Origin of the sequence: Olleya sediminilitoris (assembly GCF_016785945.1) — a bacterium.
GTDB lineage: Bacteria > Bacteroidota > Bacteroidia > Flavobacteriales > Flavobacteriaceae > Olleya > Olleya sediminilitoris.
This window is the reverse complement of sequence record NZ_JAEMEF010000003.1, coordinates 160,766-185,652: the sequence shown is the minus strand read 5'-3', so window position 1 is coordinate 185,652 and position 24,887 is coordinate 160,766. Positions and strand designations below refer to the sequence as shown.

The 24,887-nt window shown below is 30.8% G+C and carries 23 protein-coding genes; 2 read left to right on the top strand and 21 right to left on the bottom strand.

Annotated features, from left to right (window positions below; all coding sequences use genetic code 11):
• Positions 1 to 25 precede the first annotated feature (25 nt).
• The 9 genes from JAO71_RS05100 to JAO71_RS05060 all read right to left on the bottom strand — a co-directional run bounded on the left by JAO71_RS05100 (position 26) and on the right by JAO71_RS05060 (position 8,291).
• Entirely contained in the window at positions 26 to 802 is a 777-nt protein-coding gene (locus JAO71_RS05100) for an RMD1 family protein (RefSeq protein WP_054851914.1), read from the bottom strand.
• Positions 803 to 804: 2 nt separating this feature from the next.
• Positions 805 to 1,128 (bottom strand): hypothetical protein, encoded by a 324-nt coding sequence (locus JAO71_RS05095; RefSeq protein ID WP_202999368.1) that lies wholly within the window; start codon positions 1,126 to 1,128, stop codon positions 805 to 807.
• Positions 1,129 to 1,140: 12 nt separating this feature from the next.
• Positions 1,141 to 2,115, bottom strand: coding sequence for a deoxyhypusine synthase family protein (locus JAO71_RS05090; RefSeq protein WP_028289012.1), 975 nt, complete (start codon positions 2,113 to 2,115; stop codon positions 1,141 to 1,143).
• Positions 2,105 to 3,043, bottom strand: a complete 939-nt coding sequence (gene speB, locus JAO71_RS05085) for an agmatinase (protein ID WP_202999366.1) — start codon at positions 3,041 to 3,043, stop codon at positions 2,105 to 2,107. The genes JAO71_RS05090 and speB overlap by 11 nt, the downstream gene beginning before the upstream one ends.
• Entirely contained in the window at positions 3,033 to 4,430 is a 1,398-nt protein-coding gene (locus tag JAO71_RS05080) for an arginine decarboxylase (protein WP_116824115.1), read from the bottom strand. The genes speB and JAO71_RS05080 overlap by 11 nt, the downstream gene beginning before the upstream one ends.
• A gap of 432 nt (positions 4,431 to 4,862) precedes the next feature.
• The gene (locus JAO71_RS05075) at positions 4,863 to 5,912 is read right to left on the bottom strand and encodes a hypothetical protein (RefSeq protein WP_202999364.1); all 1,050 of its coding nucleotides are present in this window, start codon (positions 5,910 to 5,912) and stop codon (positions 4,863 to 4,865) included.
• A gap of 32 nt (positions 5,913 to 5,944) precedes the next feature.
• The gene (locus JAO71_RS05070) at positions 5,945 to 6,688 is read right to left on the bottom strand and encodes a hypothetical protein (protein ID WP_202999362.1); all 744 of its coding nucleotides are present in this window, start codon (positions 6,686 to 6,688) and stop codon (positions 5,945 to 5,947) included.
• Entirely contained in the window at positions 6,675 to 7,235 is a 561-nt protein-coding gene (locus JAO71_RS05065; RefSeq protein ID WP_054851921.1) for an RNA polymerase sigma factor, read from the bottom strand. Before JAO71_RS05065 ends, JAO71_RS05070 begins: the two co-directional genes overlap by 14 nt.
• Positions 7,236 to 7,313: 78 nt before the next feature.
• Positions 7,314 to 8,291, bottom strand: coding sequence for a polyprenyl synthetase family protein (locus JAO71_RS05060; RefSeq protein ID WP_028606527.1), 978 nt, complete (start codon positions 8,289 to 8,291; stop codon positions 7,314 to 7,316).
• 268 nt (positions 8,292 to 8,559) lie between these two features.
• On the opposite strand from JAO71_RS05060, the gene JAO71_RS05055 reads away from it, so the two are divergent.
• Positions 8,560 to 9,876 carry a T9SS type A sorting domain-containing protein gene (locus tag JAO71_RS05055; protein WP_202999360.1) on the top strand — a complete coding sequence of 439 codons (1,317 nt, stop codon included), beginning with the start codon at positions 8,560 to 8,562 and terminating at the stop codon, positions 9,874 to 9,876.
• A gap of 82 nt (positions 9,877 to 9,958) precedes the next feature.
• Here JAO71_RS05055 and rlmN read toward each other — a convergent pair whose 3' ends face one another.
• The 12 genes from rlmN to JAO71_RS04995 all read right to left on the bottom strand — a co-directional run bounded on the left by rlmN (position 9,959) and on the right by JAO71_RS04995 (position 23,631).
• The gene (gene rlmN, locus JAO71_RS05050) at positions 9,959 to 10,999 is read right to left on the bottom strand and encodes a 23S rRNA (adenine(2503)-C(2))-methyltransferase RlmN (RefSeq protein ID WP_202999358.1); all 1,041 of its coding nucleotides are present in this window, start codon (positions 10,997 to 10,999) and stop codon (positions 9,959 to 9,961) included.
• Between the two features lie 240 nt (positions 11,000 to 11,239).
• Positions 11,240 to 12,289 (bottom strand): tRNA preQ1(34) S-adenosylmethionine ribosyltransferase-isomerase QueA, encoded by a 1,050-nt coding sequence (gene queA, locus JAO71_RS05045; RefSeq protein ID WP_054851924.1) that lies wholly within the window; start codon positions 12,287 to 12,289, stop codon positions 11,240 to 11,242.
• Positions 12,290 to 12,375: 86 nt separating this feature from the next.
• A complete protein-coding gene (locus JAO71_RS05040; protein WP_202999350.1) occupies positions 12,376 to 13,608 on the bottom strand; it encodes a 3-phosphoshikimate 1-carboxyvinyltransferase in 1,233 nt (410 codons plus the stop codon).
• A 37-nt stretch (positions 13,609 to 13,645) separates the two neighbouring features.
• Positions 13,646 to 13,972 carry a nucleotide pyrophosphohydrolase gene (locus JAO71_RS05035; protein WP_028284341.1) on the bottom strand — a complete coding sequence of 109 codons (327 nt, stop codon included), beginning with the start codon at positions 13,970 to 13,972 and terminating at the stop codon, positions 13,646 to 13,648.
• A 1-nt stretch (position 13,973) separates the two neighbouring features.
• A complete protein-coding gene (locus JAO71_RS05030; protein ID WP_202999348.1) occupies positions 13,974 to 15,977 on the bottom strand; it encodes a DUF3857 domain-containing protein in 2,004 nt (667 codons plus the stop codon).
• Positions 15,978 to 17,885, bottom strand: coding sequence for a DUF3857 domain-containing protein (locus JAO71_RS05025; protein WP_116824107.1), 1,908 nt, complete (start codon positions 17,883 to 17,885; stop codon positions 15,978 to 15,980).
• Positions 17,886 to 18,155: 270 nt separating this feature from the next.
• The gene (dtd, locus tag JAO71_RS05020) at positions 18,156 to 18,608 is read right to left on the bottom strand and encodes a D-aminoacyl-tRNA deacylase (protein ID WP_202999346.1); all 453 of its coding nucleotides are present in this window, start codon (positions 18,606 to 18,608) and stop codon (positions 18,156 to 18,158) included.
• Between the two features lies 1 nt (position 18,609).
• Positions 18,610 to 19,560 carry a ribosome small subunit-dependent GTPase A gene (gene rsgA / locus JAO71_RS05015; protein WP_202999344.1) on the bottom strand — a complete coding sequence of 317 codons (951 nt, stop codon included), beginning with the start codon at positions 19,558 to 19,560 and terminating at the stop codon, positions 18,610 to 18,612.
• A gap of 147 nt (positions 19,561 to 19,707) precedes the next feature.
• Complete coding sequence (locus JAO71_RS05010) at positions 19,708 to 20,790, bottom strand: bifunctional 3-deoxy-7-phosphoheptulonate synthase/chorismate mutase type II (RefSeq protein ID WP_028289027.1); 1,083 nt, start codon at positions 20,788 to 20,790, stop codon at positions 19,708 to 19,710.
• 23 nt (positions 20,791 to 20,813) lie between these two features.
• Positions 20,814 to 21,668 (bottom strand): prephenate dehydrogenase, encoded by an 855-nt coding sequence (locus JAO71_RS05005; RefSeq protein ID WP_202999336.1) that lies wholly within the window; start codon positions 21,666 to 21,668, stop codon positions 20,814 to 20,816.
• On the bottom strand, positions 21,665 to 22,807 hold the full coding sequence (locus tag JAO71_RS05000; RefSeq protein ID WP_116824104.1) for a pyridoxal phosphate-dependent aminotransferase: 1,143 nt from the start codon (positions 22,805 to 22,807) through the stop codon (positions 21,665 to 21,667). The genes JAO71_RS05005 and JAO71_RS05000 overlap by 4 nt, the downstream gene beginning before the upstream one ends.
• Complete coding sequence (locus JAO71_RS04995; RefSeq protein WP_116824103.1) at positions 22,804 to 23,631, bottom strand: prephenate dehydratase; 828 nt, start codon at positions 23,629 to 23,631, stop codon at positions 22,804 to 22,806. Before JAO71_RS04995 ends, JAO71_RS05000 begins: the two co-directional genes overlap by 4 nt.
• 345 nt (positions 23,632 to 23,976) lie before the next feature.
• Between JAO71_RS04995 and gldA the strand changes: the two genes are divergently transcribed.
• On the top strand, positions 23,977 to 24,870 hold the full coding sequence (gldA, locus tag JAO71_RS04990) for a gliding motility-associated ABC transporter ATP-binding subunit GldA (RefSeq protein ID WP_116824102.1): 894 nt from the start codon (positions 23,977 to 23,979) through the stop codon (positions 24,868 to 24,870).
• Positions 24,871 to 24,887 lie beyond the last annotated feature (17 nt).

The window sequence follows — 24,887 nt, the reverse complement described above, 5'->3', positions numbered from 1 at the left end:
TATAAGTTAGATATAAGAATTTAGTTTACAAAATTTTAGCAATAAACATATCAAACACTTCTATGACAATTAAAATAATAATGATCCACTCTAGTTTACTACTTTCCTTATGGTCCATTATATCTTTAAAAAGCTCTAGATTTTCTTTAATAATTTCTATTCGGTCTCTAATTAATCTATACCTATCTTTTAAATCAAATATGGCTTTTAAATCTTGATTAAGCTGATTTAATTGTTGATTTTCCCAAGTGATGTTAGGCGAATCAAATATGTATAAATTTTCAGAAATTCGGTTTTTAATGTTTAATGTTCTACCAATAAAACGTTTTAATTTATTACCAGATATATCAAGCTTTCCTTTTTGCTCTAAATACAAGGTGTGTTTATTGGTTTGTTCTAATAAATCATATGTAATTTCAGAATAACGATCTAAAGCTACACTTTGTGATACGTTAAGCATGACTAATCTTATAGTCTCGTCATTAAGCTCTGGCAATTGGATATGATTATAATCTACTTTTAGACTATTTGGTTTAATAATAACATTAACTTCTTCTGATAATTTTTCTGACAAGTAATTATTTGAAAAAGGTTTGATACGATCTAAAGCTTGCTTAATAGATTGCTCTGTCATATTAAAAAAGCTTACAATACCATACTGAAAAATGTATACAAATGCATTATCGTCGCATTTGTAATACAGCTCATCACTATCATTAAACAACAACTGCCAAGACAGTTGTTGTTTACATTGTTTAATATTGATAGTGCTGGCTACCTGATAGGCAACTACTGTATACATGTTTAATAATCGTGATCTTGCTCTTCGCTTGATTTTACCTCTGGGTCTTGTACTGCATCAGGATCGTCCTCTTCAAAATTTTCATAATCATCTTCATCGTAATCCTCCATAGTTTTCACCAATTTGGTGCTAACTTTTACTAAATATTTTGTGTCGTCAGTAGTGACTTCTACAGCTTCAACTAGTTCATTTTTAGCATTTTTAAATTCGATTATATGATCGTCATCATAACCATATGGATATTTGTCTACTAACAATTTCAGTATTTCTGGTGTTAGCTTTTTAAAATCAACAATAACGCGTTTTAAATGGTCTGTTTTTTTCATTTTTAAAAGTAATTATAAGCCTAAAATGTAGGCGAAAATTAATGGAGCTACGATTGTTGCATCACTTTCTACAATAAACTTAGGTGTGTCTATATCTAGTTTTCCCCAAGTTATTTTTTCGTTTGGTACAGCTCCAGAATATGATCCGTAACTTGTTGTTGAGTCACTTATTTGACAAAAGTAGCTCCAAAACGGAGTTTCGGTACGTTCCATATCTTGATACAGCATTGGCACTACACAAATTGGAAAATCTCCTGCAATACCACCTCCTATTTGAAAAAATCCAATTCCGTTTTGAGAATTATCTGTGTACCAATCTGCTAAAAATGTCATGTATTCTATACCTGACTTCATTGTGCTTGCTTTAAGCTCTCCTTTTAAAACATAGCTTGCAAAAATATTACCCATTGTACTGTCTTCCCAACCAGGACAAACTATTGGTAAGTTTTTTTCTGCAGCAGCATACATCCAAGAATCTTTTAAATCAATCTCATAATACTCTTCTAAAACACCTGACAATAACATCTTATACATATACTCATGTGGTAAGTAACGCTCTCCTTTGGCTTCTGCGTCTTTCCATATTTTTTCAATATGATGTTGTAAACGTCTAAAGGCTTCGTGCTCTGGAATACAAGTATCTGTCACACGATTTAAACCTTTTTCTAGTAAATCCCACTCTTCTTGAGGTGTTAAATCGCGATAATTTGGAACACGCTTGTAATGAGAATGCGCTACCAAATTCATGATATCTTCTTCTAAATTTGCTCCAGTACAAGAAATTATATGTACTTTATCTTGTCTTATCATTTCGGCAAAACTTTTACCAAGTTCAGCAGTACTCATAGCTCCTGCTAAGGATACTAACATTTTTGCACCATTGTCTAATTGGGTTTCATAACCTTTAGCTGCATCTACCAAAGCTGCTGCATTAAAGTGTAAATAATGGTGTTGTATAAATTGAGAAATTGGGCCTTTAGTACTCATCGTCTTCGTTAAATTTAGAAGTGTTATTCTTTTGTGTATTGCTGTCGTATGTGTTGTCGTAATCGTCTTCTGCGTCTTGATTTAAAAACTTATAACTTAACATTTTGTAATATAATTTTGCTGCTAAAAAGTCTGAAGACTTGTCTGTTTTGTTAGGACACAATTCCACTATATCAAAACCTACGACATTTTTTTCTTCAAAAACTTGCTTTAAAAATTCTAATGTTTCATACCATAATAATCCACCTGGTTCTGGTGTACCTGTACTTGGCATTATTGACGGATCAAAAGCGTCTAAATCTATTGTTATAAATACATTGTCTGTCATTTGGTCTACTGCACTGTCCATCCAAGTGTCATCCATAGCCATGTCATGCGCAAAGTATGTTTTGTCTTGATCCATGACTGTTTTTTCAATTGCATCCATAGATCGGATTCCAACCTGAATTAAGTTAGTATTTTGACTAGCTTCATATAAAGCACACGCATGATTGCATGTTGATCCTTCATACTGTTTACGTAAATCTGCATGCGCATCTAATTGCAAAACAGTTAGACTAGGATACATTTCATTAAAAGCACGTATGGTTCCAATAGATACAGAGTGTTCACCTCCAAAAATAGTTACAAATTTATTTTTTTTGATATACTTTTTTGTTGCTTGATGTACTGCCTCTACCATAGCTTCTGGAGAGCTATTTTCGGTTACTGCATCAGCTAAATATACACCTTGATTATACACTTCAGTATCTGTTTCGATATCATAAAGTTCCATATTTGCAGAAGCATCCAAAAATGCTTCAGGACCTTTATCTGCACCTTTTTGCCATGTACTTGTACCATCATATGGCACAGGTATTAATACAATTTTAGCTTTTTCTAGTTTAGCTAATTCTTCTGGAATACCAGCATACGTTTTAGTTTGCATAACCTAAAATTTTAAGTAAGTCTTCACTTTTTTGTTGTTCTGAAAAAATTGTTTTTGTGATGTTTCCATCTTTATCTCTATCTATTAATATGTGTTTTGGAGATGGTATTAAACAGTGTTGTAAACCTCCAAATCCACCTATAGTTTCTTGATAGGCTCCTGTATTAAAAAAGCCTATGTATAAGGGTTTGTCTTTATTGTATTTTGGTAAATAGATTGCATTCATGTGTTGCTCACTATTATAATAATCGTCACTATCGCAAGTTAATCCACCAAGTAAAACACGCTCATAAGAATCATTCCAACGGTTAATTGGCAACATTACAAAACGCTTGTTAATAGCCCAAGTATCTGGTAAAGTTGTTATAAATGATGAATTTATCATGTTCCATTTTTCACGATCGTTTTGTTGTTTTTGATACAATACTTTATAAATTGCTCCACCACTTTCTCCAACTGTAAAGCTTCCAAACTCAGTAAAAATATTTGGTACATCTACACCTTCTTCTTCACAAGTCTGTTTGATTTGATTTATAATTTCATCTATCATATACTCGTAATCAAACTCAAAAGCCAACGAGTTTTTAATAGGGAAACCTCCTCCTATATTTAAACTATCTAAACTTGGACAAATCTTTTTTAAACTTGTATATACTTTAAGACACTTTAAAAGCTCGTTCCAATAATAGGCATTGTCTCTAATTCCTGTATTGATAAAAAAGTGAAGCATTTTAAGCTCAACTTTTGTATTATTTTTAATTTGATTTTTATAAAACGGAAGGATGTTTTTGTACCCAATCCCTAATCTTGAAGTGTAAAACTCAAATTTTGGTTCTTCCTCTGATGCAATTCTAATACCTACTTTAAAATTACCTTCTATTTCTTCTGATAGCAAATCTATCTCTTCATAATTATCAATAATAGGAATACAGTTTTTTTGCCCATTATTAATTAATCTTGCAATGTTTGTTACATATTGCTCGCGTTTAAAGCCATTACTTATAACAAAAGTTTCGTCGGTAATTTTACCTTCTTTTTTTAGGTTCTCGACTATATCAATATCAAAAGCAGACGAGGTTTCTATATGTATATCGTTTTTTAAAGCTTCGTTTAAAACATGTTTAAAATGCGAGCTTTTTGTACAATAACAGTAGTTGTACTTACCTTTATAATCATGCTTTTTGATAGCATCATTAAACCAAGTTTTAGCGCGTTGTATATTGTTAGAAATTTGTGGCAAATAGGTGAATTTTAAAGGTGCACCATACTCTTCCACTAAGTCCATTAAATCTATATCATGAAATTGAAGCGTCTTGTCCTCTAACTTAAATTCTGGTTGAGGAAAATCAAAAGTTTGACTTATTAAGTCTATGTATTTAGTATTCATTGTTGTTTTGAAACATTAAAATTGAAATTGAAATCGTCCTATTAAAGGTTTCTTTTAGAATTAAAAAGAAATTTAAACAGTGCGTCAAATCTGAATTTTAAGGTCACAAGTAGGCACAAAGCCAAATTGATGCTGACTAGCATATATAGAAGTAAAAGCGGAAGTTAGCTTTAAAATTCGGTTGCTTAATCGGTAAGCTGCTTTTGAATATGACTTCCTAATTTCCAAAAGCCCGAACATAGAAACAGAGTTCAAAGTGTTCAGCTATTATGGGTACAAATGAAATACTTTTTTTTGAATAAAAAACTTTTTTACAAAAAAAATAATTTTTATTTAACACACTGAAAACATGAGTGTTTACAACATCCAAAAACAAAAAAGCACTTCCATTACTAAAAAAAGAAGTGCTTTTTTGAAAAAATAATCTCTAATTTAATCTAGATCAACTCTAACACCTAGTGAAATATTATTTTGATCAATGGTTTGATTTTTAAAAATTGGTGCTAAATCGTATTTTGCATATAAACTGATATCATCAAAACCAACATAAGCACTTAATCCATAAGTAAACGTATTTGTATTAAAGCTTTTTTTAACCTTATCGTTAACACGATCTCCATTTTCTTTATACGTTAATTTTTGTACTGCTTTACCATTTACTCCTACATAACCTCCAATACCTATTTTAAACTTATCATAAGTATTATAACGTATTCTACCATCATCATATTCTTTTTTACTCCAAGGTCCAAACTCAAAATGAAGTGGTAAGACCAAACTAGTAGTTCTAAACTTAGCTTGTTTTAAATCTCCATCAAATTCTTGTAATGTTGTTTGATCACCTTCTTGAACAAAGTATAAGTTATCTTTAATATCTAATTTGTTCCATTGTAATGAAAAACCATATTTAAATCTTAAAAAATTAGACTGTTTAAATACTCTTGTTTTCCAAACCCAACCTAGCTCTACAAAACCAGAACCTCCTAATTTGTATGGTGAATCATCTAAATTTACACCATCAATTATAGCATTATTAAATCCCATTGCAAATATCAATTGATTAGACGTACGTATGTCTTTTTTTGGAGGCGTTACAGCTGTATGAATACCTAAAATCTCATTATCATCATCACCAATTTTTAGTGAAAGTAGTGTTTTTCTAGTGTTGACATCAAACTCTTTATCATTACGCTTTAAATAGTCTAATCGGTTTTGAGCAATGATTATTCTGTTTTCAATATTAGATGCCCTTTTTTCTGCAGCAAGTCTTTTTAAAACTTCAGCTTCATCAAAAGAAATCTCATCTGCTTCTAACTGGTCATTAATTTGGTCGACTTCAACTTTTAAAGCTTCTTTTTCTTGAGCTTTAATGGTTGCTTTAATTTCTTCTAGTTTAGTAACCGAATCTTGATCCTGCGCACTGACCTGATAAGCTGTCAATACTAATAACATATATACTAAATGTTTTGTAATGGTGTTCATAATTGTTCGTTTTTTGTTAATGATTAATTGATTTAATAATCGCGTTCAACTACTGTCGTTTTTAAAGTTTCGTAGCCTGATTTTACAGCGTGAAACAATCTGTTTTTTAAGGATTTTTCAGATGACATTTCAATATCCTCCAATAGTGAATTAGCGTTTATTTTTTCTGATTTAAATTTATTTTTATTCTGTCTTACCTCAGCATAAGCTTTATTTAATAATACTTCCGCTTCATTATTAACAGATGGTTTACTTGAAGTGTTATTAGGTTTAATTGAATCTGTAATTGCATTAGCAACTGCAGTATTATTATCATTTTCAGAAACAGATGCTTTAGTAGTAAGTTGATTATCTTTTTCTTTTTTAGTAGATACTGAAACTTTTGCAATAGTCTTCTTTTTATTATTAGAAGAAATCTTACTTGGTTTTATTTTAGTACTTTCTTCTTGTTTTGTTTTTGTTTCTTTTTCTGTTACTCCTGAGTTTACAACTTCAATTTTCTTTTTGTTTATTTTTTTAACAGGAACCTCTATTTTTTCTTTTTTAAGATCTATTACAACATTAATGGGTTCTACTTGATTATTATTAAATAGAAAAACAGCTAAGCAAACTCCTGTAAAGGTAGCAGCCAACCCTAACAACCAAAACGGAAATTTACGTTTACTTTGTTGGTTATCTAATCTTGAATCTAATTGACTCCAAGCATTTTTACTTGGCGTAATTGTACGACGATCCAAAGTCTCTTTTAAATGATTTTCAAATTTATTTGGTGCCATAATCTTTTGTGTTTAATGCCTTAATTTTTTCTTGTAATAATTTTCTTGCTTTAAATAACTGCGATTTTGATGTTCCTTCACTAATATTTAAAAGCTTTGAAATCTCAGCATGTTTGTAACCCTCAACTGCATACATTATAAAAACCATTTTATAGCCTTCGGGTAACGTATCAATTAATTCTTGTAATTGGGCTACATCATATTGTTGTGAATTTGAATCCTCAATCTCAACATGCTGATAGTCTTCATAAACAAACTGTACTTCTTTTTTTTGTCTTAAATAAGAAATAGACTCTCTTACCATAATGCGTCTTATCCAACCTTCAAAACTTCCTTCTGATTTAAAGTTTTTTAAATTAGAAAACACTTTAAAAAAACCATTTAGCATAGCTTCTTCAGCATGTTGAAGATCTTTTACATAATAACGACATACACTTAGCATTTTAGGCGCATGCATTTCAAACAATACGTGTTGTGCTTCACGATTATTCTGAATTGCTTTTTTTATTAGCTTGGCTTCGTTATTAAATAAAGTTACTACCTTCACAAAAATGTTATTTAGTTTGGTCTTCTATTTATAAAGACGCAAACTTTATACTAATGGTTGCCTGAGGATGAAAAAAAATTATTTTTTTCTTTCAATAACGTAATTAACCATTAACTCAAGTGAGTCTTTGTATTCAGATTGCGGGAAATTATTAAGTAGCAATAAAGCTTCTTGCTGAAAAGCTTCCATTTTAGAAATAGCATAATCTAAACCTCCATTTTGCTTAACAAAATCAATGACTTGGTTTACTCGTTTTTTATCCTTATTGTGATTTTTAATCGAGTTAATTAGCCATTTTTTGTCCTTTTTAGAGCAATTATTTAAAGCATATATTAATGGAAGCGTCATTTTTTGCTCTTTAATATCTATTCCTGTAGGTTTACCTATGCTTTGTTTGCCGTAATCAAACAAATCATCTTTAATTTGAAATGCCATACCTATTAACTCTCCAAATTTACGCATGCTTTCAACCTCAACAGAATTAGGTTTTACTGAGGCTGCACCAAGACTACAACAAGCAGCAATTAATGTTGCTGTTTTTTGTCTTATAATTTCATAATAAACGTCTTCTGTGATATCAAGTTTTCTGGCTTTTTCAATTTGAAGTAATTCGCCTTCACTCATTTCTCTTACAGCAATAGAAATGATTTTTAATAAATCAAAATCATTATTATCAATAGACAACAACAGCCCTTTTGATAATAAGAAATCACCAATCAGTACAGCTATTTTATTTTTCCATAAGGCATTAATTGAAAAGAAGCCACGACGTTTATTACTGTCATCAACAACATCATCATGAACTAAAGTTGCGGTATGAATAAGCTCAATTACTGAAGCTCCTCGATAAGTACGCTCGCTAATTTCTCCATTAGACACCATTTTAGCTACCAAAAAGACAAACATAGGTCGCATTTGCTTCCCTTTACGATTAACTATATAATAAGTAATACGATTTAGTAAAGCAACTTTAGAAGACATTGCCAACCTAAATTTTTGTTCAAAAAGTTCCATTTCAAACGCAATAGGCTGTTTTATTTGTTCGGTAATTTTCAATTTAAAGTGCTTTTAGCAAAATTAATGATAATTAAAGAACTTTTTTGTAAGTGATTAATAAAATTAATCATAAAACAAAATTACATATTACTCTGATTTTAAAATTTTAAATATTGACCTTTTTAAATACATTATTCATAATATTAGCAAAGACATTCACACAACTTATTAAAATACAGATTCTTGGGCTTAAAAATATGTTAAATCACTTCTAAAAAAAGTATATTTAAATAACTTTAATGAATACTAAACTACTTATACTAACAATATGAAAAAAACTACTCTATTATTTATTTTATTTTTAGGCTTTATAAATTGGTCTTATGGACAATGTACCAATCAAGACTTCCAATGGCCATCATTTACTGTAAACATTTCTAATGCTCCAGGAGTTCAATCAATTGCTATTGACAATTATGCTGACAACGAATTTTCTATATTAACAGGTATTGTTCCTGGAGAGACATATACAGTAACTGCAGCAATGTATATTACTGTAACTGAAAGTGATGCTACAACAGTAATAACTCACGGAGCAAATTCTGTTACATTTACTGCTGGTACTGGAGTTACTAGCATCTACTGTTTCTGGACTGTTAACGGTATTTGTACTGGTGGAGGTAATACAGATATAGCCACTAACATAGAATGTTCTACCTGTACATGCACAGCGACAAGTGCACCAAATGCCGCAACAACACCAACGCCTATAAATGGTGCTACTAATATCCCAATAGACTCGACAGATCCAACAGATCTTTTAATCACACCTTTTGAATGGGTTGATGCAACCTCAGGTAATCTTGCGGATAGCTATAACCTTACACTAGGAATCACCACTTCTGGTGCTGATTTAGGGACCATTACTGGAGCTACTAGTGGAAATGGAATTACTTATGATTGGGAATACAATACAACATATTACTGGAAAGTGGATGCTGTAAATTGTTTTGGTACGACAACAGGAACTGTTTGGAGTTTTACAACAACATCTTGTACGGACAGTGCTCCTGTTGCTGCTATAACTCCTACTCCTGTTAATGGAGCTATTGACGTTGCAATAGATACAACAGATCCGACAGAACTACTTATCACACCTTTTTTATGGGCAGATGACACTGCAGGTGGAGCAGCCTCATCTTATAGTTTAAGCTTAGGAACGACGACTTCTGGCAATGATATAGGGACAATTGACCCTGTTGATAATGGTGATGGAGTAATTTATGATTGGGAGTACGATACAACTTACTATTGGTATATAGAAAGCACAAACTGTGCAGGTACATCTACAGGTACAGTTTGGAGTTTTACTACTGAAGCAGATCCGAATCTATCTGTTGAACAATTTAATAAAACTAAATTTAGTCTTTATCCAAATCCTGCTAATGATGTTATACGTATTAAATCTGATGCTATACTTGATACAGTAGAAATATATAACCAAGTTGGTCAACGTGTTATTAATCTTAATTCAGAGAGTATTATTGATAAATCTATTAAAATAAACAACTTAAATACTGGTATTTATTTTATGACAATTACAGCTGGCAGTCAAGAACAAACCATTAAATTTATTAAGAAATAAGTTTAGTTATAAAACATAAAAAAGGGACTCTAATAAAATATTAAAGTCCCTTTTTTATGTTTTATATTATTTAATTAAAGAATTATTCTTTATTTGCCAATTGTCCACAGGCAGCATCAATATCTTTACCTCTACTACGCCTTACTGTTACTGTTATATTATTTGATTCTAAAACTTTTTGATACATATCAATAGCTTCTGACTTAGCTTGCTGGAATATTCCATCATCGATAGGATTGTATTCTATTAAGTTTACTTTACTTGGTGCAAATTTGCAAAACTCGACCAAAGCATCAACATCCTTACGTTTATCGTTTATACCTTCCCACACGACATACTCGTAAGTAATTCTGTTTTTTGTTTTTTCATACCAATATACTAAAGCCTCTCTTAACGTTGCTAAGGGGAATGTTGCATTAAATGGCATTATGGATGTTCTAACTTCGTCTATTGCTGAGTGTAAGGATACTGCAAGTTTAAATTTAACATCATCATCTGCCATTTTTTTTATCATTTTTGGCACTCCTGATGTTGATACCACAATACGCTTGGGTGACATTGCTAAACCTTCTGGTGATGTAATTTTATCTATAGCTTTAAGTACATTATTGTAGTTCATCAATGGTTCTCCCATTCCCATAAACACAATGTTACTAAGTGGTCTATCAAAGTATAATCTACTTTCTCTGTCTATTGCTACTACTTGGTCATATATCTCGTCTGGATTTAGATTACGCATACGTTTTAATCGTGCTGTAGCACAAAATTTACAATCTAAACTACAACCTACTTGACTAGAGACGCATGCTGTGGTCCTAGTTTTTGTTGGTATTAAAACAGACTCTACTATTAAGTCATCGTGTAATCGCACTGCATTTTTTACTGTACCATCACTACTACGTTGCATAACGTCTACCTTGATATGGTTTATCACAAAGTTATCTTGTAGCATTTGACGTGTGTCTTTGGACAGATTAGTCATGTCCTCAAAGGTGTGTGCACCTTTATTCCATAGCCACTCATAGACTTGATTACCTCTAAAGGCTTTATCACCTTGATTTTGGAAGAATTCTCTTAATTGGTCTTTGGTTAATGCGCGTATGTCTTTTTTCTTGATTTCCATTGAATTGCAAAAATAGTGAAAGCTTTGCGGATTTACTATACTTTAATTTACTAACTATACCTTGGCTGCTATTGCATTAGCGATGGAGACATTTGTTGAAGCTCTTGCTTTTGCATTAAAGCAAATGCAAAGCGACTGTCGAGAGCGCGACCCTTGGGTAATGCCATAAAAAAACCTCTTTTACTTTTTAGGGTTTAAAGAGGTTTTATGTTTTGGATGTACTCCTAAATTAATTTAGGTTTATATGATTAACATCGCGTCTCCGTAACTGTAAAATTTATATTTTTCTTTTACTGCTTCTTCGTATGCTTTTTTCATGAAATCATGTCCTGCAAATGCTGAAACCATCATTAATAATGTTGATTTGGGCGTATGGAAGTTTGTAATCATTGCATTTGCAATACTGAAATCGTATGGTGGAAAGATAAATTTATTGGTCCATCCTTCTATTTCGTTAAGAGTACCGCTTGATGACACTGAGCTTTCTATGGCACGCATTGCTGTTGTACCTACTGCACAGATACGACGTTTTTCTTTTTGCGCTTTATTAATAACTTCTACTGCTGGAGCTTCAATTTTAAGCTCTTCGCTATCCATTTTATGTTTTGACAAATCTTCAACTTCTACTGGATTAAAAGTCCCTAATCCAACGTGTAAAGTTACTTCTGCAAAGTCAACTCCTTTTATTTCTAGACGTTTTAACAAATGTCTAGAAAAATGTAATCCTGCTGTTGGAGCTGCTACTGCACCTTCGTTTTTAGCATAGATGGTTTGGTAACGTTGCTCGTCTTCTGGCTCAACTTCTCTTTTAATATATTTAGGTAATGGCGTCTCACCTAAGTCTTGTAATTTTTTTCTGAATTCTTGGTATGATCCATCATAAAGAAAACGTAATGTACGTCCTCTTGATGTTGTATTGTCAATGACTTCTGCTACTAAGGTTTCGTCATCACCAAAATACAGTTTGTTACCAATACGAATTTTACGTGCTGGATCTACTAATACGTCCCAAAGACGTTGCTCTTGATTTAATTCGCGTAATAAGAATACTTCTATTCTTGCTCCAGTTTTTTCTTTGTTACCAAATAGACGTGCTGGAAATACTTTGGTATTATTAAGAATCATCACATCTTTCTCGTCGAAATACTCGATTAAATCTTTGAACATTCTATGCTCAATGGTTTGTTCTTTTCGGTTTAATACCATCAAACGAGACTCGTCTCTGTTTTCTGCTGGATATTCCGCTAGAAGCTCTTCAGGTAATTCAAAATTGAAGTGTGATAATTTCATGTAATAAAAAAATGTTTAGTTAAACAAGATTGCAAATATACAATCTGGAGATAGGCCTTGTCAAGTAAATAACCAATTATTATTTATTAAACGCTAAAAATGAAGCCTAAAGCTGCTAAATCGTCCCAAAATGTAGGATAAGATTTAGAAACTACTTTATAATCTTGAATAATTATGTCTTGTTTTAGTGCTAAAGGTGCAAATGCCATAGCCATTCTGTGGTCATTATAGGTAGCAATTGCAATATTAGCATTATGTTTTGTGACTTTTTGTAGCGTTAAACTATTATCAGTAATTGCAACTTGGCCTCCTAGTTTTTCGATTTCGGTTTTTAAAGCGACTAAACGGTCTGTTTCTTTAATTTTTAAAGTATGTAAACCCGTTAAGTGACAACTTAGTCCTAATCCAAACGCTGTTACAGATATAGTTTGTGCTATATCTGGAGCATTTTTTAAATCAAACTCTATATTGGTATCTTGATTTACATCCTTAGTTTTTTCAAGAGTTAAAGCATTATTGCTATAAGTTGTAGTCACACCAAATGCCTGATATATTTTAGCTAAAACCGAATCGCCTTGAAGACTATCTTGTTTATATGAGGATAGTTTAATTGTAGTACCTAAAGCAGACATCGCTACTATACTATAAAAATAGGATGCAGATGACCAATCACTTTCAACAGTTAATTGTTTTAAATCAACTTGCGATTGCTGCTTAGGCTGAATAGTTATGATGTTACCTTCAAAAGTCGTTTTAATGCCTATTTGATTTAATAAACTTAATGTCATTTTTATATAAGGCACAGAGGTAATTTCTCCATCTAAAGTTAATTCTAAACCGTTTTCTAATGTAGAGGCTATTAGCAGTAAAGCCGAAATGTATTGACTACTTACATTTGCCTTTAGATTAACTTTACTTTTAGTTAACTTTTTTCCTTTTATTATTAGAGGAGGAAACCCATGATTTTCTTTATAAGTTATGTCTGCGCCTAATTGATTTAATGCATCTACAAGAATTGCAATAGGACGTTCTTTCATGCGTTTAGAACCAGTAAGCTCTGTAACACGACCTTCTTTAGTTGAAAAATAAGCAGTTAAAAATCGCATTGCTGTTCCTGCATGATGGATATCTACAATTTGATCTTTAGAAGCTAATGCTTTTGACATTAATACAGAATCATCACTGTTGGATACATTTTCAATTTTAATACTTGGATATAAAGCTTGTAACAGTAACAACCTATTAGACTCGCTTTTTGAGCCTGTAATTTGAATGGATGACTTTGACTCTATTACTGATTTATTTAAATGTAAATTCATGTGATATTAATTTTGCTTACGCAGAAATAACGTTACGTTATTTTAATTTTTGATTATTGTGATGTCTATCATGATCACGCTTAGTTTTTAGGTCTAACTTTTTATCAAAAGCCTCTTGAAGATCTATTCCTGTTTGATTTGCCAAACATAAGACAACAAACATGACGTCTGCTAACTCTTCACCTAAATCTTTGTTTTTATCGGATTCTTTTTCGCTTTGCTCTCCATAACGTCTAGCTATTATACGTGCTACTTCACCTACTTCTTCTGTAAGCTGTGCCATGTTTGTTAGCTCGTTAAAATAACGAACACCATGATTCTTTATCCAATTATCTACTTCTAACTGTGCGTTTTTGATATCCATTTTATTGTTTTTTAAGCACTATTTTTTCGTTATACTTATCGATTACCAATTGATAAAAGCTTTTAAAATTCTCATAATCTTTAGGTAAAATTAGTGTTTTGTTAATATCTAATGTAGCTATTAATTGAAAATTATTAGCTGTTTGTTTTATTAAATAAGAAAAACTAGCTTCGCCATCATTAAAACTAACCATGGCTTTTTCAGGTACAAACTCTGCAATATAACCTTCTGGAAGTTCGAAACCAACCGTTATTTTATTAGATCTTGGAAACACAAAATCTACAGGGTATAATCTTGTATCTTGAATAAAAGGATTCTCTTTTTGATTAAAAAATAACAAAGGGGATAAATATAATTTATCTGCAATAACCTCTGGTCCATTTTCTATATTAAACTCATAAGAATTTAATATAGGTTTTGATTTAGACTTAGTATTTTTAACCTCTAAATTACTAATAGTCAAATCTAATTGTTTATTCTCCAACTTCTGAATTATCGACTGAGAACTCAAATTATCATCTCTAAAACTTAAAGCTTCGTAATTAGTTTTAACTTCTCGAGCTTTTCCAGAAATAGATAAATCTTCATTAAAATGATAATTAGCTAATATCATTGATTTAGAAACATTTTTAGGATTTAAATCAATCCAAGTTGAAGATCCATTCTCTCTTATCAATCGACCTTTCCAATTGATCACAAATTCTGGAATTATGTTAGGTTTTGTATTTGAGTTTGAAGCATCTAATAAAGTTATACTTTGAGCATCTTCAACCGCACAAATAACATAATTAAATCCTGATTGTGTTGGAAAAAGAGGCACTCCATTGCTTTTTGTACTAACCAAGACTGGGTTTGCATTTAATCCAGCGTAACGTAGCATTGACACCAACATTAAATTAATATCTGCTATATTACCTACCTTATCTTTAAATGCAGATTTTAACCCTTTAGATGTCAAGACACCTACAAAATCATTCCACTTAATATTATTTTGAACGTAATTAAAAATTAAATTTAATTTTTCACTATTAGATTTAGTTTCTGAAATCAAATTATCAATTACTTCTTTAAAGTATTTATTTTTTTTTAACTCTCCTCCAAAATTTTCATTTTTATTAATATTTTCTGCAATTTTCTCCCAAGTAGTAGCATAACTCTTAACCTTACTATCTCTACCTCTAAAATAAGCATACTCTAAAGCTACTTTAGTTTTATAACTATCTATATTATTAGTATAAGGTTCTTTAGTTAGCCCAGGTATGTCATCCTGATACACCTTTATTACATTTTCTGTAAAATCGAAGTTTGATATAGTTGTAGTAGAACTTACAGTCCTATTACCTGATCGACTTTTACTAGATATTGTTTCTTTCCTCCTTCTTTTTGATTCTTGAATTTTGGGTATATACGATGATTTTGGGTTAACTAACTTATTGTAATTAAAATACTCTGGAGTAATAACATCAAATTCTAATTTGTTAATGGGTATTTCTTCTTGTAAAACTAAATCATCAATAGACAAAAACGGTGATTTTATAACATACTCATATTCTATAATACAACCTTCCAAAAGACCTGGCATTGTAAACGTTTTTGTTCTCCAATATTGGTTGTTTTTTTTCTCAAAAACACTTTCGCTTTTTAGTTTTGTTTTTTTTACTTTACCGTTTACTAAAGTATAGGTATAGGCTTTTAAGTTTACAACTTTTTGTCTTTTAGAGCTGTTTTCATCATATAATTGAATTTTCTTGGTTGCCCATTCAAAACCTTCTTTGTCATATATTTTTACACGTTCATGTACTTTTATATCTTGAGTAAATCCATCATTTTCATTAAAAGGAAAATTGATGTATTGCTTTTTAAATAAAAAAGCTGCATTAACATCACTATTTGTTGGATGCTCTTCTTGTTGTAGCTCTTCTTTACTGACTTTTCCAAATTTAAAATTTTGAGAATGACTTAAATAAGAGATTAATAAAATTGTGATAATAGCGATTTTCTTCATTTAATTATTGGTTGTTTTTAGTATTATTTTTGAATTATCGTGTTTTGAGATAGCCAGTCTAAATTTTCTAAAAGCTTTATATTCTTCTTTTAAAAATTGACCTTTATTTATAATAACTTTACGTTTGAAAACTAACTGATTGCCATCAAGTTTTGTGATTGAAAAATGGTATTCACCAAACTTATTTTTTATGTTAACTTCATCTTGTAAAGCCTCTACCGATATATTACTAGGTAATATAAGTTTATATTCATCTTCATCTATAAAACCTCTATCAATTTCAAAATCCAAATTTCTATTTGTGTATCTTGGTGGTGCTGATTTAAACTTATTAAATACATTTGGTTGTAATATCCATCGACCTCCTGCTTTGGTAACATATTTATCAACACTCAAATCTACTGACTCTTTAAAAACAACTTGATCTTTATCATTTTCGAATTTGATTTTATTTATTTCTAGACTATTTATATCTGAAAACTTATTTTTATAGGATAACTTATTTTCTTTATCAGTTTGCACCTCAAATCTTCGGTATTTATCATATTGAGTTCCTTTTGAATGAATATTTAAATTAGCTTTAAAACCACCTAAACTATCCAAAATTATTTTAGCATTGCTAATTTGGCTATTCTCTAAAGTTGAGTATACTTTTGTATGTATAATTTTTCCTCCGGAAGGAGTAACAATCAAAACGTCTCTATCATCTGTAAAGTTTGCATTATAACCAAAAGGTACGGTTTGATTTGTGCACTCCAGAGTAATAAACTGATCTCCTTTAGGTATTGATAAAATAGCATGATTACCTTGTAATGATGAAAAACCTTGATCAATATCTCTCAGGTCATGACCACCATAAACTATAGTATAATACGATGTAACACCAACTGCGTCTAATAATGCTTTTGTATAATTAGACAAACCTTTACAATCTCCATAACCTAATCTATCAACATCGCTTGCTAACATAGGCTTCCATCCACCAATACCAATTTGCACACTAATGTAGCGTGTTTTATTTTGCATGAAATTATAAACTATTTTAGCTTTTTCAAGATCTGTTTTTGCTTCTTTAGTTAAGGATTTAATTTGGCTAATAACTGATTCTGGTAAAACCTCTGTACCTGATATTAATTCATCACTCATCCACTTACCAAATTCGTTCCAGTTATTATTTTCACCATCTACACCTAACATACTAAACTGTTTAAGCGCGAACTTGACAGATGGAGCAAATTGATAAAACGAAGGACTATAAGCTTCTTTTTTTATAGCTTTAAGGTTATTAGCTTCATAATTGAAATCTGCCAATTTTGTAATTTCGTAGTTTTTAATGTTTTTTTCTTTAAAATCTAATTGTATATCTGTTTGGTTATCAATAGATATTGAAGCATGCTCAACACTTAAATAATAATTACTAACAGGGAACCATTGTGGTATAAATGCTGTATTATTAGAAACAACTTCAGACTCAAAAACAACTGTATAAGGATAACTTGATGTTGTATAATCAAAATATTTAGCTCTAGTATCATTAAAAATTGAAACGCCATCAGCTACACTAACATCCAAGAAGTCTCTTTTTTTTATCTTCTTAATTTCTTTACCAAAACTATTTAATATAACTGCCTCTAGCTTTTTAATAGTTTTAGATTGATCATAATAAACAACTGCTTGAATATGTTTTTCTCCACTTTTGTTAAAAACAGTAACTATTCGCTTTTCTGTAATTACTATTTTATCTCTTGCTTCTATTGTATAATTCAGATTACTTGACCTGACAATAGCATCAGCATTTTTTTTTAGTTCTGGATTAAAAATTAAAGATTGAAAATTATCTTGTGAAAAACTGGTGGTTGAGAATAAAAGTATAAGACTTATACTTTTAAATAATTGGTTAAATAGCATTTTGTAAATTTAGCTTTCAATATATAAATAAGACCTAAAAAAAGAAAATTGTTTAGTTTAAATTTATATAAATTAACGATTTATTTTAATCCTTATTTTTAAGTAGCAAAGGTCTAATTAGCATTTCAAAAAAAAACAATGTTATTCCATTAAAAACAGACATTTTAACCATCTGAATTTGAGTGTAATTATCATTAAATAATAATTATATAACTTATTATTATCTAAATAATACTAATTAGGATAAATGATGCAACCCTTTTCTACATGTTACTCTTTATTTTTAGAATCCATAATTATAGTAACTGGACCATCATTTAGCAATCTAACTTTCATATCTGCACCAAATTGACCTGTCTGAACTTTAGATGGCAATACAGATTGTAGGTTTTTAATAAATGTTTCGTATAAAGGGATTGCAACCTCTGGTCTAGCTGCTTTTATGTAACTTGGACGATTTCCTTTTTTTGTGCTTGCATGTAATGTAAACTGACTTACTACAATAACTTCTCCTTTGGTATCTAATAACGACAAATTCATGACTCGACTAGCATCGTTAAAAATACGACAGTTTGTTATTTTTTTAACCAACCAATTTATATCCTCTTCGGTATCCTCAAGTACAATACCTAACAATACTAAAAGTCCATTATTAATACTAGCAACTTCTGTGTTATTAATGGTTACACTAGCTTTACTAACACGCTGGATTACTGCTTTCATTTTATTCTTTATCCCAAATATCGGTTCTATAATGCTCTTCGTCTCCTTCTATAATTTGAACATAACTTCTATATCTTGAGGCTGCAATTTCATCGTTTTCTAAAGCTTGTTTCACAGCACATTTAGGCTCTTCAATGTGTAAGCAATTATTAAATTTACAATCTTGTTTTAAAGCAAAAAACTCAGGAAAATAATCTCCAATTTCTTCTTTCTCCATATCAACAACTCCAAAACCTTTAATTCCTGGTGTATCAATAATTTTAGCATCAAAACTTAAATCAAACATCTCAGCAAATGTAGTTGTATGCTGACCTTGCATATGTTGCATAGATATTGCTTTGGTTTTTAAATCCAAAGTCGGCTCGATAGCATTAACCAAAGTAGATTTACCAACGCCTGAATGCCCAGTAAACATACTAACATTTCCTTCCATTAGTCCTTTAACTTGATCTATATTTTTTCCGGTCTTAGCCGAAATACCTATACACTCATAACCTATTTGTCTGTATACGTGAGCCAAATATCTGACTTCGTCTAAAGTATCATCACTGTAAGCATCTATTTTATTAAATAGAAGTACTGCTTTAATATCATAGGCTTCTGCAGTAACCAAAAAACGATCTATAAAACTTGTAAAAGTTGGTGGATTATCTATTGTAACAAGTAAGAAAACCAAATCAATATTGGATGCAATAATATGGGTTTGCTTAGACAAATTAACAGACTTACGTACAATGTAATTTTGCCTATCATGAATGGTATTAATCACACCTGTTTCTTGATCAGATTTTGTGTCCAATTCAAAATCTACAAAATCTCCAACAGCAATTGGATTGGTGCTTTTAATACCTTTAAGTCTAAATTTACCTTTTATTCTGCACTCGTAAGTTTGACCTAGTTGGGTCTTAACTGTGTACCAGCTTCCTGTTGATTTATATACGCGTCCTGTCATTATTACAAATATGGATATTATTTTGTCTTCCAACAAAAAAAGACACCAAAATAGATTTTAAAATTTAATTTAATTATTCTTTTATATGATGTTGTCACTTAGGTCACAATTAAAAAAGCCTCTAATTTCTTAGAGGCTTTTTCAAAATTATCCTTTTATAATTTTTTCTTGATGGTTTATAGACTCTTGATGAATAGCCTTAAACATTTTTAAGATAAACTCTTCACTTAAACCTTTTGACTCACCTTCTAAAACCATTTTTCCTAAAATCTCATTCCAACGTTTGCTTTGTAAAACAGCAACGTTTCTTTCCTTTTTAAGACCTCCAATTCCGTCAGCAATCTTCATACGCTTACCTAAAGCTTCGATAATTTGATTATCTACCACGTCTATTTGCGCTCTAAGATTACTTAATTCTTGATTATACTCTGCTTCAGGATCAGATTCTTTTCTAATCTTTAAATCAACCATCATTTGAATTAAAGATGCAGGTGTAACCTGTTGTGCAGCATCACTCCATGCATTTTCTGGATCAAAATGAGTTTCAATCATTAACCCATCAAAATTTAAATCTAATGCTGTTTGAGACACATCAAAAACCATATCACGTTTTCCTGTAATATGTGATGGATCGTTTATCAATGGTAAGTCTGGAAATCTATTTTGAAACTCGATAGCAATTTGCCATTCTGGAATGTTTCTATATTTTGTTTTCTCGTAAGTAGAAAACCCTCTGTGAATGGCTCCTAAATTTTTAATTCCAGCAGTATACAATCTTTCAATACCACCTAACCATAACGCTAAATCTGGGTTTACTGGATTTTTAACTAATACAATTTTATCTGTTCCTGCTAAAGCATCAGCTAATTCCTGCATGATAAATGGACTAACGGTAGATCTAGCTCCAATCCAAAGTAAATCTACATCATTTTCAATAGCTAACTTAACGTGTGCAGCATTGGCTACTTCGGTACAGGTTTTCATTCCTGTTTCTTCTTTTACTTTTTTAAGCCATTTTAAACCTAAAGCTCCAACACCTTCAAAATTACCTGGTCTAGTACGTGGTTTCCATATTCCTGCTCTGTAGTAACTTACATCTGTATCTTTTAACTCGTGCGCTATTTTTAATACTTGTTCTTCAGTCTCTGCACTACAAGGTCCAGCGATTACTAATGGATGATCTAACTTCATGTCATCCAACCAAGTTCTCATTTCTTTTTTATTTTCCATAATTTTTCACTTTTCAGTTTATTTTATTGTATTCCGTTTAATATTTGTTTTATGTAGTTGGTGTCTTTCATTTCGTTAAAAACACCTTCAAAATCATCATTTTCTATCAGTTTTTTAAACTGTGTTAAATTAGCTATATAATCGTCAAGGGTTTCGACTACATTATTTTTATTTAGCTTAAAAATAGGCGTCCACATTGCTGGACTGCTTTTGGCTAATCGTACTGTGCTTTCAAATCCTGAACCAGCCATATCAAAAATATCTCGTTCGTTTTTTTCTTTTTCAATAACCGTTTTTCCTAGCATGAAGGCACTGATATGAGATAAATGAGACACATAGGCAATGTGTTTATCATGAGATTCTGGATTCATGTATCGCATGCGCATACCAATTTCAGAAAACAGACCAACTGCTTTTTCTTGAAGTTTGAATGCTGTTTTTTCGACCTCACAAATAATATTAGTTTTTTGTTTAAACAAATCTCTAATAGCAGCTTTGGGTCCAGAAAACTCGGTTCCTGCAATAGGATGCATTGCTAAAAAATTACGTCTTCTAGGATGATGTTCTACTACTTTACATATATCGGATTTGGTAGATCCTACATCTGCAACCAAAGTAAAGTCTGATATTTTATCTAAAACAGTTGGTAATAAAGTCACTGACACATCCACAGGAATTGCCAAAACTACTAAGTCTGCCTTATCTAAATCCTCTAGAGTCGCTTTGTTATTAATAACACCTAAATCTAATGCTTGATTAAGATGATCTTCTGACTTATCTATTCCAAAAATAGTGGTTTCAGGACGTATATTTTTAATATCTAAAGCTAAGCTTCCTCCAATTAATCCAACTCCGATTATGTATATGTTTTGTATCATACTCTTGCTATCGCTTCTTCAATTTGTGTTAGTGTTGCACATAGTGAGAACCTTACATATCCTTCACCTTGAGACCCAAAAATGGTTCCTGGTGTTATAAATAGATTTTTATCATGTAACAATTGATCTATATACTGCTCTGACTTATACCCTTTTGGTGTTTTAGCCCAAACAAATAATCCAGAGGCATTTTTATTATATGTACATTTTAATTTGTCTGCTAATTGCCAAACTAACTCGCGTCGTTTTGCATAAGTTTTGTTTAAATTATCAAACCATTCTTGTGGACTATTTAATGCAGCAATGGCTCCTTTTTGAATACCATAAAACATTCCGGAATCCATATTACTTTTTACTTTTAAAACCGATTGTATGTTTTCTGGACTACCCAAAACCATACCTACTCTCCAACCTGCTATATTAAAAGTTTTACTCAAAGAATTAAACTCTAAACTCACCTCTTTTGCTCCAGGAATACTTAATAAACTTAATGGTTCTTGATTTAAAATAAAACTATACGGATTATCATTTACCAGTAAAATATTATGCTTTTTTGCAAAAACTACTAACTGTTTTAAATCTTCAAAATTTGCTTTTGCTCCAGTTGGCATATGCGGATAACTTATCCACATTAATTTTACTTTAGTTAAATCTTGGGTTTCAATTTGGGCTAAATCTGGCAACCAATTGTTAGTAGCATCAAGATTATAGGGTATTGCTTTGGCTTGAACCAATTTAGTGACTGCTGCATAAGTTGGATAACCTGGATTAGGAATTAAAACACCATCACCTTCATTTAAAAAAGCCATAGACACATGCATAATTCCTTCTTTGCTTCCCATTAATGGTAACACTTCTGAATCAGGATTAACTTGCACATTATAATGCGTATCATAAAATTTTGCAATAGTTTCTCTAAACTCAGGTAAACCTTGATAACTCTGATATTTGTGTGCATTATCTTCTACCAAAGCTTGGGTTAAAGCATCAATAACTTGACTTGATGGTTTTAAATCTGGACTACCAATTCCTAGATTAATTATGGGCTTTCCTGCTGCTTTTAAAGCATTAACCTCTTTTAATTTTTTAGAAAAGTAGTACTCTTCAACGCTATGTAATCTGTTTGCTACTTCCATTATTGTTTAGCATTTTTATATTGTCCAATGACTTTAAATGATGTTGCCATAATATCCATTATGGATTTTGCTTTTTTAAAGTCTTGAAAATCTTGAAAAGTTACGTCTACAAAAAAGGCGTATTTCCAAGGAGTTTCTATAATTGGTAAAGATTGAATTTTTGTTAAGTTTAGCTTACAATCACTCATAACATTAAGTATAGTAGCCAAACTTCCTCTTTTGTGATCTAATTCAAATTTAATTGAAGCTTTATTAATTTCGGTTTCTAAAACTTCGTCGTTATTTTGTTTAACTATTACAAAACGTGTTTCGTTATGTTTTATAGTTTGTATACTTTCTGCTAAAATATCTAGCTTAAAAATTTTAGCTGCTAATGTACTTGCAATAGCCCCAACTTGCTTTAACTGTTTATTGTGTATACGTTCTGCAACCTCAGCAGTATCCTTATCTTCAATTAATTTTATATGAGGATATTGTTTAAAAAATGTTTTACATTGTAATAAAGCCATCGGATGAGAATACACTTCTTTTATGTCCTGAATACTTTGATTTGGCAAAGCCATTAAATTATGTTGAATGTCCAAATAGTGCTCTCCAACTATATGTAAATTATGTGTATCTATTAATGCATAGTTAGGTATAATCGATCCTGCAATTGAGTTTTCTATAGCCATAATTGCTGCATCAGACTCGTTTTTTAAAACACTGCCAACTGTATTATCAAAAGACATAAATGGTAGGATACTAACAGGTGTCTCAAAATAATTTTGAGATACTATGTGGTGAAATGATCCTTTAATACCTTGAATTGCGACTGTCTTTATCAAAATAAAATTATGTATTAATGCTAGTTAAATGTTTCAATTATTAATAAAACCTAAAGGTTTAAACAAAAAAAAGTCTCGATAAATATCGAGACTTTTTTTAAAATATATGTTTATAAATTACATATACAACGTCTCGCTCCTTTTGCTAAAAAAGAAGTAATACCAGTTGTAATATGTAGTGTTAATTAAATTCATTATTGTAATTATATTGCTAAAGTAATTAATTAAATGACATAACAAAACACTAAGTCTCTATTTTTATGCTTTTTAAGAAATAATTAAAGATTTATTAATAATCTATGGTATAATTTACAGAATGTCTATTTTTGAGTAAACATTACAAATATGTCGATTAAAGTTGAAAACATCTCTAAAGTTTATGGCACGCAAAAGGCTTTAAACAATATATCCTTTGAAGTAAACAGACCAGAAATAGTTGGTTTTTTAGGTCCAAATGGAGCTGGAAAATCTACAATGATGAAAATTTTAACGACCTATATTAATCCAACCGAAGGTAATGCCTTAGTAAATGGACATGATGTTTTGACAGCCACTAAAAATGTACAGAAAAGTGTTGGTTACTTACCAGAACACAACCCTTTATATTTAGACCAATATGTTAGAGAGTATCTAAACTTTAACGCTAACGTCTATAAGGTTTCAAAATCTAGAGTAGAAGAAGTCATCACTTTAACTGGATTAACACCTGAAGCGCATAAAACTATTGGACAATTATCTAAAGGTTACAGGCAACGTGTAGGTTTAGCTAATGCTTTATTACACAATCCTGAAGTTTTAATTTTAGACGAACCTACAACTGGACTTGATCCTAATCAATTAATTGATATTAGAAACTTGATTAAAAACTTAGGAAAAGATAAAACCGTGTTTTTATCAACACATATTATGCAAGAGGTTGAAGCTATGTGTGATCGCGTAATTATAATTAATAAAGGTGAAATTGTTGCTAACAAAAAACTTAAAGAGTTACGTGATGGTCAAGACCAAACCGTAATTGTCGAGTTTGATTACCGTGTTGAAGATGCTTTTTTACTAAGATTACCAAATGCTAAAAGTGTTAAAAATACACATGATTTTATTTATGAAATCACGTTTTCAACAACTCAAGATATGAGGAGTCACGTTTTTGATTTTGCTCATGATAACGAATTAAAGATTTTACAATTAAATCAGAAAAACGCAAGTTTAGAAAGTTTGTTTAGAGAGTTGACTAGTTAATTTAAATATCTTGTAAC

Excerpts from the sequence above, each read along its gene's own strand:
- rsgA (WP_202999344.1), bottom strand. The coding sequence starts at position 19,560 with ATGACAGGACGCGTATATAAATCAACAGGAAGCTGGTACACAGTTAAG.
- JAO71_RS05035 (WP_028284341.1), bottom strand. The coding sequence starts at position 13,972 with ATGGATATCAAAAACGCACAGTTAGAAGTAGATAATTGGATAAAGAAT.
- JAO71_RS05005 (WP_202999336.1), bottom strand. The coding sequence starts at position 21,668 with ATGATACAAAACATATACATAATCGGAGTTGGATTAATTGGAGGAAGC.
- gldA (WP_116824102.1), top strand. The coding sequence starts at position 23,977 with ATGTCGATTAAAGTTGAAAACATCTCTAAAGTTTATGGCACGCAAAAG.
- speB (WP_202999366.1), bottom strand. The coding sequence starts at position 3,043 with ATGCAAACTAAAACGTATGCTGGTATTCCAGAAGAATTAGCTAAACTA.
- JAO71_RS05040 (WP_202999350.1), bottom strand. The coding sequence starts at position 13,608 with ATGAATTTACATTTAAATAAATCAGTAATAGAGTCAAAGTCATCCATT.
- JAO71_RS05055 (WP_202999360.1), top strand. The coding sequence starts at position 8,560 with ATGAAAAAAACTACTCTATTATTTATTTTATTTTTAGGCTTTATAAAT.
- dtd (WP_202999346.1), bottom strand. The coding sequence starts at position 18,608 with ATGAAAGCAGTAATCCAGCGTGTTAGTAAAGCTAGTGTAACCATTAAT.
- JAO71_RS05010 (WP_028289027.1), bottom strand. The coding sequence starts at position 20,790 with ATGGAAAATAAAAAAGAAATGAGAACTTGGTTGGATGACATGAAGTTA.
- queA (WP_054851924.1), bottom strand. The coding sequence starts at position 12,289 with ATGAAATTATCACACTTCAATTTTGAATTACCTGAAGAGCTTCTAGCG.
- JAO71_RS05030 (WP_202999348.1), bottom strand. The coding sequence starts at position 15,977 with ATGAAGAAAATCGCTATTATCACAATTTTATTAATCTCTTATTTAAGT.
- JAO71_RS05070 (WP_202999362.1), bottom strand. The coding sequence starts at position 6,688 with ATGGCACCAAATAAATTTGAAAATCATTTAAAAGAGACTTTGGATCGT.
- JAO71_RS05095 (WP_202999368.1), bottom strand. The coding sequence starts at position 1,128 with ATGAAAAAAACAGACCATTTAAAACGCGTTATTGTTGATTTTAAAAAG.
- JAO71_RS05100 (WP_054851914.1), bottom strand. The coding sequence starts at position 802 with ATGTATACAGTAGTTGCCTATCAGGTAGCCAGCACTATCAATATTAAA.
- JAO71_RS05090 (WP_028289012.1), bottom strand. The coding sequence starts at position 2,115 with ATGAGTACTAAAGGCCCAATTTCTCAATTTATACAACACCATTATTTA.
- rlmN (WP_202999358.1), bottom strand. The coding sequence starts at position 10,999 with ATGGAAATCAAGAAAAAAGACATACGCGCATTAACCAAAGACCAATTA.
- JAO71_RS05075 (WP_202999364.1), bottom strand. The coding sequence starts at position 5,912 with ATGAACACCATTACAAAACATTTAGTATATATGTTATTAGTATTGACA.
- JAO71_RS05025 (WP_116824107.1), bottom strand. The coding sequence starts at position 17,885 with ATGCTATTTAACCAATTATTTAAAAGTATAAGTCTTATACTTTTATTC.
- JAO71_RS05080 (WP_116824115.1), bottom strand. The coding sequence starts at position 4,430 with ATGAATACTAAATACATAGACTTAATAAGTCAAACTTTTGATTTTCCT.